General features: G+C 51.6%; 8 protein-coding genes. All 8 read left to right on the forward strand.

Annotated elements, in window-relative coordinates; genetic code table 11:
• The coding region (locus J8X26_RS24975) for a DUF968 domain-containing protein (RefSeq protein WP_208952297.1) at positions 1–947 on the forward strand (947 nt) is incomplete at its 5' end.
• Positions 948–961: 14 nt separating this feature from the next.
• Positions 962–1360, forward strand: a complete 399-nt coding sequence (locus tag J8X26_RS24980) for an antiterminator Q family protein (RefSeq protein ID WP_013575113.1) — start codon at positions 962–964, stop codon at positions 1358–1360.
• 527 nt (positions 1361–1887) lie between these two features.
• Positions 1888–2268 carry a phage holin family protein gene (locus J8X26_RS24985; RefSeq protein WP_208952298.1) on the forward strand — a complete coding sequence of 127 codons (381 nt, stop codon included), beginning with the start codon at positions 1888–1890 and terminating at the stop codon, positions 2266–2268.
• Positions 2255–2542: a phage holin family protein gene (locus tag J8X26_RS24990; protein ID WP_208952299.1), complete on the forward strand. Its 288-nt coding sequence runs from the start codon at positions 2255–2257 to the stop codon at positions 2540–2542. Before J8X26_RS24985 ends, J8X26_RS24990 begins: the two co-directional genes overlap by 14 nt.
• Before the next feature lie 19 nt (positions 2543–2561).
• Entirely contained in the window at positions 2562–2996 is a 435-nt protein-coding gene (locus J8X26_RS24995; protein WP_208952300.1) for a lysozyme, read from the forward strand.
• Positions 2996–3547 (forward strand): DUF2514 family protein, encoded by a 552-nt coding sequence (locus tag J8X26_RS25000; RefSeq protein WP_374101308.1) that lies wholly within the window; start codon positions 2996–2998, stop codon positions 3545–3547. The genes J8X26_RS24995 and J8X26_RS25000 overlap by 1 nt, the downstream gene beginning before the upstream one ends.
• A gap of 80 nt (positions 3548–3627) precedes the next feature.
• Positions 3628–3783, forward strand: coding sequence for a hypothetical protein (locus J8X26_RS25005; protein ID WP_208952302.1), 156 nt, complete (start codon positions 3628–3630; stop codon positions 3781–3783).
• A gap of 63 nt (positions 3784–3846) precedes the next feature.
• Positions 3847–4197, forward strand: a complete 351-nt coding sequence (locus J8X26_RS25010) for a Gp49 family protein (RefSeq protein WP_208952303.1) — start codon at positions 3847–3849, stop codon at positions 4195–4197.
• The last annotated feature ends 66 nt before the right edge of the window (positions 4198–4263 follow it).

Below are 4263 nucleotides of genomic sequence, written 5' to 3' on the forward strand. Positions count from 1 at the left end.
ACATGGTGAAGTTTTTCAGCAGTAAACGCCTGCTGATCACAGACGCGCCCGCCGACCTGCATACTTTTCCTGACGGTCTGGTACCGGCTGAAGCGCAGTCACTTTCGCAGGATCCACGTCTGGCTGATTTTCTATCCTCTCCGGCGGTTATTTCCAGTGTCGGCGGTATGAATGCGCTCACTCTATGGGTGAAGCGCCACCGCGTGTGCCAGTGTCCGGACTACAACGGGGAGTTTCATCACCATGAGCTGGTGCAGGTGCCTCGCGGGCGTGGCGTGGTCTGCCTGTGCTGGGCGCATGACAACGAGTTTCGGGAAAAGGAATCGGCAAAACTGGATGCTACCGCGCTGGTGAACGCCGCTGAATTCGTGACCGAGGCAATACGCCACAGGAATAACTTACCGGAAGGGCGTCACCTGACTCTGGGGGAGCTGTGCTGGTGGGCTGTTTCGAAAGGGCTGGTTCACCTGCTGCCGGAAGAAATTATCTGCGCAGCGCTGGGGATGAAATACAAACCGCCGGGCGGCCAGCGGAAAGAAGCTGATGTTGATCCGTGGGAAAGACATCCTTCCGATGTGCTGGCCAACAACATCAAACCAGTGCTGGCGCTGGTGATTGACCCGGAGACACCAGAAACATTTATGCGTTTACCGAAAGCCAGAAAATTTTCAGCGCCAGCCTATACACGGTGGGTTAAAACTCAGCCCTGTTGCGGTTGCGGCGAGCAGGCTGATGATCCTCACCACATTATAGGCAGCGGCTTTGGTGGGATGGGTATTAAGGCCAGCGACTTTCATGTGATCCCGCTGTGCAGGCGGTGCCATGACGCGCTTCATGCCAATACATCGAAGTGGGAAGAGGAACACGGGAGCCAGGCTGAACTGGTATTGAAGACCCAAGAACGTGCGCTGGCGATGGGTGTTATCGCTACCGGCAAGCAAAAATAAGTGTGGAGAGAATAATGCGTGATATTCAACTGGTACTGGCTCGTTACGGCGTGTGGGCTCGCGATAATTCCGGCGTGAGCTGGTCACCAATCGCGGCGGGCTTCAAAGGCCTGCTGCCGACTGAGTCCAGCAAGGTGGAATCCTGCTGTGATGATGATGGTCTGATTGTTGATGCCGCGGTAGGGCGTCTGGCTGCCGTCCGTAAGCCGGAAGAGGTAACGCTAATCATGCTGCATTACCGCTTTGGTCTGTCGAAACGGAAAATAGCGAAGATGTATAAGGTGAGTGAAGGCCTGATACGCCAGCAGTTGCAGGTGGCTGAAGGCTTCGTTGATGGTTGCCTGGCGATGACCGGCGCGGTGCTGGAAATGGACGCCTACACCCAGAAAATCCGAGTCGCGAAAGTCGCTTAAAATAGTTCTAGTGCGCTACGCAAAAACTCTTGTAACCTGTTAAGAGTGGTCACGTAGTCACAAAGCTTAGACAATTTCAAAACCTCGCTCCGGCGGGGTTTTTTGTTATCTGGTATCATTGGTTGCATAAAAAACAACAAATGGTGACCAATGATAGATTCAATGAAATCCTTCTTTATCGGCATCTACGACCATTATGCTGCTTTGACCGGAATCATTTTTTTTCTGGCGATTTTTAAACTTATCTTTCCGATATTCATGTTTCTCTTAACAGAGATAACAAATCGGGTAGAAGAGAAGAGGAGTGTGAAAGCACTCGTTAAATCAGGGCTAACTCTTGAACAGGCTAAAAAATGGTCAAGAAATACATGGCGTCCCAAAAGGAAACCATCATTGGTCATGAAATTGTTCAAAAAAATACGTCTTCTTTTCTCAAAAAAGTCTGACCAATAACAAGCCGCTAAAGCGGCTTTTTTTATGCCCTCAATTCGGTTGTGAGGACACCAACAGCGATAAGGGGTTTATCAATGTCCGAGCCGGTATCAACACTCACCGTGACAGGCACACTGGCGGGTGCTGGTCTTTTCGGCTGGTTCGCAGGCTTAGATTACGGTGTGGTTTTTGGCGCTTTTGCTGGCGCTGTTTTTTATGTCACCTCGGCTGCTGACCTGAGCAACTGGCGAAAGGTGTCATATTTCACCGTTTCATTCCTCGCTGGTATCTTCGGCGCGGGGGTGGCAGGCGCTAAGTTAGCGAAATATTTGGACTACAGCGATAAACCATTGGATGCCTTGGGCGCGGTGATTATCTCCGCACTGGCTGTGCAGTTGCTTACTTTCGCCAGCAACCGGGCAAAGAACCCAACATCACTGATTGATCGGTGGAGGGGGCAAAGTGGTAATAAATGACCCGCTGGTAATCCTGAACGTGGTGGTGTGTACGTTGGTGGTTATCCGGCTGAGCTTCTTTCGAAAGAATGGGGCCACACATCGCCGCTGGGCGTCGTGGCTGGCCTACCTGCTGATCCTGATTTACGGCCATGTCCCGCTGCGTTTTCTGTTCGACCATTATGACGGCACGCGCTGGGCCATCCTCCTACTGAACCTCGTTATCTGCATTGCGATATTCGCCGTGCGCGGCAACGTGGCAAAAATCATCAAAGTCCTGCGTATCCCGCAGTAACTCTTCCAGAGAGAACATCATGCAAACCAGTGATAAAGGCTTTGCGCTGATAAAGCGCTTCGAAAGCTGTGTGCTGACTGCGTACCCAGATCCGGGAACCGGTGGCGTGCCGTGGACAATTGGCATCGGGCACACGCACAACGTTAAACGCGGTGATGTGATAACACAGCCTCAGGCTGAACAGTTTCTGCGTGATGATGTGAAAGTGCCGGAACTGTCGATCGGGACAAACGTGAAAGTCTCGCTGACCCAGAATCAGTTTGATGCCTTGGTATCGTTTATTTTCAATGTCGGTTCGAAGAACTTCACCAGTTCGACCCTGATCAAGAAATTAAACGCCGGTGATTATGTTGGTGCTGCGGACGAATTCCCGAGATGGATTAAAGCCGCCGGTCGCGTGCTAAATGGACTTACCAAGCGCCGCGCCGCCGAACGTGAGCTTTTCTTATCATGATAGATGCCGCGATCGCGCTGTTGAAAAAACAATGGAAGCCACTGGTGCTAATCGCTCTGGTGGCTTCTTCGTTATGGGCTTTCAGCCACTGGCGTTACACGGCAGGACACGATGCAGCAGATCAAGCATGGCAATTGAAGTGGTCGAGCCGTGACACCGCCGACGCTGATGCAACGCTGAAGCGTGAAGGGCAGGAAAGAGCCGAAGAACAGCGCCGCCAGTTGGCCGCCAATGAGGAACAAAAGCATGCTGAAGAAGAACTGGCTAAAGCTCGGTCTGATGCCGCTGATGCTGATCGTGCTGGTGCCGGGCTGCGCAAACAACTCGACACCTTACAGCGGCAACTCGCAGGAAGTGAAACCGGCCGCCTTTCCGCCACTGCCGCAGCAAGCTCGGCAAGAACCGAGGCCAGCATTCTGCTTGCCCAGTTGCTCAGCGAATCTGACGAAATGGCGGGAAAGTACGCAACTGAAGCTGACAAAATTTATGTCGCCGGCCAGTCCTGCGAACACACCTACGACAAAGTGACGAACCAGAAGGCCAACCCGTAATGATTAAGTGGCTATTGGCGGTTATTCAAAAGCATTTCAAACCGGCATCCGCCGAAACTCAACAAACTGAGGAACAAAACATGTCAGAACCATTAAATGACGAAGTAGTTGAACAGCCTGTCGTTAACAACAGTGATGCTGTACTGGCGAAGCTGAAAGAGTTGGTCGCCGCTGCTGGCGCGCAGACTCATGCAGTGTTTGACGACCTGGTAGATCTGGCGAAAAAGCTGGTCTGATCCCTACAGAGTGATGCCGCTGAAGCCCAGAATCGTTACAAAATTAACTGACAGGAAAAATCAATGAGCGACAAAGATATCGAGAAGGAAATCCAGGCCAAAGGCAAAACAGCGCCGCGCGTAACCCCTGACCACATCGAAAGCATCATTGTTGGCGAACTCTATTTTACTGCAGCTGACGGGGTATCTACTCACCCGCAGGCAGATATTGTTGTTCGCGAGCATCCAGAACTGGCCCTGCTGACTTTCTGTGTATTGAAGCTGAAGAACGGCTTCACCGTTACGGGCGAAAGTGCGTGCGCCAGCCCTGAAAACTTTGACCCAGAAATTGGTCAAAAAATTGCGCGTGCAAATGCAGTGCAAAAGATTTGGCCGCTTGAAGGCTACCTTCTTAAGCAGCGACTCAGCGAGTAGGCATTACAGCAGGCATTCACTGAGTGCCTGTGATAATGACGAAACTATTCAAACTTATTTATCCTA

It is taken from the genome of Rahnella sp. ChDrAdgB13, assembly GCF_017655185.1.
Lineage (GTDB): Bacteria > Pseudomonadota > Gammaproteobacteria > Enterobacterales > Enterobacteriaceae > Rahnella > Rahnella contaminans.